This is a genomic window from Bradyrhizobium sp. MI1.11 (assembly GCF_055811255.1).
Genome location: NZ_JBVVPM010000132.1, coordinates 1 through 4,141, shown reverse-complemented (window position 1 = coordinate 4,141; position 4,141 = coordinate 1). Strand labels below are relative to the sequence as shown.

Annotated in this window: 6 protein-coding genes and 1 pseudogene; 2 read left to right on the top strand and 5 right to left on the bottom strand. The window is 58.5% G+C overall.

The window, feature by feature from the left end; genetic code table 11:
* Positions 1-347, bottom strand: a 347-nt coding sequence (locus AC0L30_RS42455; protein ID WP_473406741.1) for a transposase family protein, incomplete at its 3' end; no start/stop codon positions are given.
* Positions 348-504: 157 nt separating this feature from the next.
* The gene (locus AC0L30_RS42450; RefSeq protein WP_473309382.1) at positions 505-846 is read right to left on the bottom strand and encodes a DinB/UmuC family translesion DNA polymerase; all 342 of its coding nucleotides are present in this window, start codon (positions 844-846) and stop codon (positions 505-507) included.
* Between the two features lie 409 nt (positions 847-1,255).
* Between AC0L30_RS42450 and AC0L30_RS42445 the strand changes: the two genes are divergently transcribed.
* Together AC0L30_RS42445 and AC0L30_RS42440 are read left to right on the top strand one after the other, a co-directional pair.
* Positions 1,256-1,726, top strand: coding sequence for a ThiF family adenylyltransferase (locus AC0L30_RS42445; protein ID WP_473309380.1), 471 nt, complete (start codon positions 1,256-1,258; stop codon positions 1,724-1,726).
* Positions 1,689-2,039, top strand: a complete 351-nt coding sequence (locus AC0L30_RS42440) for a hypothetical protein (protein ID WP_473309378.1) — start codon at positions 1,689-1,691, stop codon at positions 2,037-2,039. The genes AC0L30_RS42445 and AC0L30_RS42440 overlap by 38 nt, the downstream gene beginning before the upstream one ends.
* Positions 2,040-2,311: 272 nt before the next feature.
* Here the strand turns inward: AC0L30_RS42440 and AC0L30_RS42435 are convergent, their stop codons facing one another.
* The 3 genes and pseudogenes from AC0L30_RS42435 to AC0L30_RS42425 form a co-directional block, all read right to left on the bottom strand.
* On the bottom strand, positions 2,312-2,878 hold the full coding sequence (locus AC0L30_RS42435) for a hypothetical protein (protein ID WP_473406740.1): 567 nt from the start codon (positions 2,876-2,878) through the stop codon (positions 2,312-2,314).
* A 505-nt stretch (positions 2,879-3,383) separates the two neighbouring features.
* Positions 3,384-3,584, bottom strand: coding sequence for a hypothetical protein (locus AC0L30_RS42430; RefSeq protein WP_473309376.1), 201 nt, complete (start codon positions 3,582-3,584; stop codon positions 3,384-3,386).
* Between the two features lie 345 nt (positions 3,585-3,929).
* A pseudogene (locus tag AC0L30_RS42425) lies at positions 3,930-4,020 on the bottom strand (IS5/IS1182 family transposase); the annotation flags it as partial.
* Positions 4,021-4,141: the final 121 nt, after the last annotated feature.

The window sequence follows — 4,141 nt, the reverse complement described above, 5'->3', positions numbered from 1 at the left end:
CCCAGGTGATGGACGATGTGTTCGAGCCGTGCCGTCCGACGCCGTCGAAGCGGAACGACGTCTTCTCCGAACCGCTCCGCGAAGATCCGCCGGCGGCAATGCGGCACCTCGCATGTGAAGCGCCGCGTGAGTAATCGGAGGCGCACCTTTCTGCCCGCTGATGGCAAATCGGCCACGTGCCGGATGTAGCGGCTATGGACTCGGCGCGATAGTGTCGCGCACAAAGGGCACTGGGCCTCCGCAGCCTCTGACCGAACAGCCAGAATAACCGAATCCTCTGAATCACTTACGCCATCAAAGACCAAACCACTCGGTACTAGCGATGAAATTCGAAAGCCTGTCCGCATGGCGCCGATTCTCCGTTGAAGAACCACAGTCGCCGGCGAACTTCATCAGAAATGAGTCAGAGCCAAACATGGACGCCTATCCTACCGTAAGTCTTTCGACCTTGGGATTCCGGCAGTTGAGGTAAACTCTGCCGCGCTGCGCACGAGGGCTCGCGCTCTACTGATGTACCGGGGTCTTCATTCTGATCGATGCGGACTCAAATTGGTAGGCCGAGCTGCAGCTCGGCCTACGGTACGCCCTGGCGTGAAGACAAGAAGGCGGATCGGCTTTGGAGCGGGTATCTCGTTTGAAGGAAGACGAGCGACAAGTTTCGAGCTCGCAGCGGCTTGAAATCGGGACGCGTCCGGTCCTGCTCCGCGTGATGACCTCGAGATCGTTGAACCTGCCCCTCAGTTTAACCGTCCGGCCCCGCGAACCTTTGTCCTCGCAGTGCCTCCAGACCTTCTCGATGAGCGGCTGTGCCTTCCTGACAACGGGGGGACGCCGGGGTGTCGACACCCAGTCAAGGCGATGCCGGTGATCTTGACGACGCGACGCCGCGTGCAACCGCCCGCAACTGACTGGAAAGCGGACACAGCAAATATCAGTCTCCTCACACCGGCGTCGGACTTGAACGCTCCCCGATGGTAGCAAGCGGACTTTCTACGTGGCCACCCCGCGCCGCAACAATGTGACGAATTCATTTGCATATCCGTCACGTGCAGCGACGCTGCCTGCATCAGCCGAGCGACTCGGTCGTAAGCTCGTCGTGGAGCAGATGTTCGCGATTGAACATGAGAGGCCTCCATCATCATTCAACATTCCGCGTTTGTCGTCTTCAGCCGTGTCCGGCTGAAGACGTTAATGTCGGGGTTCAGACACTGAGGCGCGAGTATCCCGCCGTTGGCGCCGAAGAACACCCGTGTCTATGGCTCCCACCCCTGCCGCGGTCGGCAAACAACAGACGGAGATGCTACAAAGCCATCTGACAGCGATAGCACCAGATCTCGAATGCCGTACCGTGACGGCGATGGTTACGCTTGAAAAAACCGCGCGCGGGCTGATGCCGTGCGACGTTGTCTTTGGTTGCACTGATGACAACGCCGGCGGCCTGGTTCTGTCGCGGTTCTCGACCTTCATGGCCACCCCTGTGATCGATTGCGGCGTGCTGCTGGGCGGCGATGGGGCCTTGGCAAGCATCAACGGCCGCGTAACCCCCCTCACCCCGGGGGCGCCTGCCTCGTCTGCCGCGACCGGATCGACCTTGCCCGCGGGCAAACCGAGCTGCGAACGCCGGAGGAGCGGATACGACTTGAAAACGAGGGCTACGCGCCCTCCTGAGAGGCATAGAACCAGCGGTGGTGACCTTCACCACCAGCATCGCTTCAGCCGCCATTAACGAGCTTCTGGAGCGCCTGATCGGGTTTGGGCCGAGCCCGAGGCCGACCCAGGTGCTGTTCCGCTGGCACGAGCGGGAGATCTCGACCAACAACGCCAAGCCGCGACCGGGTTATTACTGCAATCCAGAAAGCCAAAAGATTGGCAAGGGCGATAGTCATCCTTTCCTCGAAACAGGCATGGCCCGGGCCATAAAGATTCGTTGGTGGCAGTGGTCGCAGCGACTGCGTATGCCAGCCGAGAGGAGGAACCTTTCGGAGGCAAGTGAGGCCCCGGGCGATTTCGATCCCAACCGCGCGCGATCTCCAGCCTAGATCCCGGTGGAGCGCGACTTCGAGCGGGATCTCAGAAAGTAGATACAGGGCCATTGAATCGACGCCGGTCCGTTCTCGGGCTGCGAGATCATATTCGAATAAGCAAGGTCGATCTTGAGGCCGCCCCTCCGGCCGCTTGGCCCGAGGTATTCGCTGGGACTTCACAAGGCCGAGCACGCACTCGACGCGGTAAAATGACCGACACGTCGACTGATGACACCTAAGGCTGACTCCCAAAAACCCTCATGCTTCCGCTGATTAGCGTCGACGACCTAGTACTTTTCAAATCCCACCATTTTCATGCGCCAGCGGTCGACGCCGCCCCTGTCGTCGCGGTGGATAAACGTCTTCCGGATCGAGGTCTCAAGGTTTCTGCGCTCGATTCCAAGCAGGAACGGAATGTCCAGTTGACGCGTTTGCGCGAAGTTTTCAACCACCGCCTCAGTTGAATTGCAGGGCGGCAGTCTTGCGGCAATCCCATGCGTGGCATGCAGATCCTCGATAAAGTAAAAACCTCCAGGCTCAACGATGGGAAAGAGCTTTGCTAGAGCAAGCTGCTGGTGGTAAGCGGCGTGCGAAGCGTCGTCGATGATGATCCTTACGGGCGGGAGTGAGCTCGCAAGGCGTTCCAGGGCTCCCGCATGGCCCATATCAATACGTTCGAAACGGAAGCGGTCCGTCTTAAAGGCACTAAAATCGGAGATGTCGCATCCGACGACATCGGCTTTGGGAAAGAACTCCAGCCACATCCTGATAGATGGAATGTCATAGACCTTGCGAGTCAGCAGTTTATCGGGATCGAGAGAACCGTGCCCGTGCTGCAGTCCAATCTCGACCATCGTGAAGGCTTCGTGGCGGAATTCCTCGAACAGAAAAGAGTAGAAGCCGGTGTAGCCATGGGCGTAGCCAACCTCATCACCCTTTGTCGGTTCCTAGGGTATTTGCTCGTTTGGTCAAATTCGGGACGCCCATTTCCAAGACCACCTATTCTTAAGACGCAAGCACACACGCTGGATGGTATCTCAAGTAGCGTGCCAAACGGCAAATACTGATTCGTCTTGCGTATTCCTATTTAGCGCCTGTCGCCAGTTCGACAGAATGTCACGACTCTGACGGTCTGCGTCACAGACGCTCCATCTCACTACGTTTCGACGGCGGAACGGCAACGAGCCACCTTGATCATGTGTCTCTGGTCAGGATGACGCGATCGCGAGAAAATCTCTTCACCACTGAAAATGCGCAGGCCGATGGAGGCTCGCGGACCCAGCTACCCGTCCGTAGCGACGATCGCACTCGCTTCGCGGTCAGAGCCCATTCTCGATCGCTATTAACAGGCCGAGGAACTTATGGGCGGGACAGATGAGGCAGCGTCAGTTCGGCTTTGCCCGCAATAGCTTCGAAATTTAGTTTGTGAGCGGCGGCGGCCAAGACCGGCACCGAAACTGCACTCTCGCCCGCAAGGCGCACGGCGCAGTTAATATTCTTTGCGGAATTCGCAATCGAGATTGCCAGAACATCGGGTTTCTCGCCCAACAAAAAGGCCACGAAGCCTTGAAATATTCCGCTGTTCGTGGAGCCGCGACTAACCAGAGAGCGGAGCGTTACGAGATCGACATCAAGACCGCACGCAAATTGGCAAACCTCCGCGGCGGCTTAGTCGAGCCTGGGAATGCAAGGTCAGGCTGCGGCGGGCAATCAGGCGTGTCGTCAGCGCCGCCGTTAGCCCGGAAGTCATGAAAGAGTCGACGTTGCCGTCGAATGCGCGGTGAACGGCGAGGCACCGTAGGCCTGCCGAGCACACAGATTCGGCGCGGCCTTCAGATGCCACTTGACGGGTGATGGCCGGGCCTTCCATACGCGGTTCTAGCGGCCTGCCCGACGCAACGCAAATCCCCTCGGCAGATGCGGTTCGATACGCGCCCATTGCCTGTCGTTCAGCCAAAACAAATCAGCGCGCATTCTCTCGCCCCCGAATCAACACGTAGGCAAGAGAATCACGTGGCGCTATTTAGGTACAGACCCTAACATTACAGTTGCTTTTTTGATTTGAAGTGGGCGCGTTGAGCGGCAGCCTGGTGAGCTCTGCGCCAGAAGGACCATGC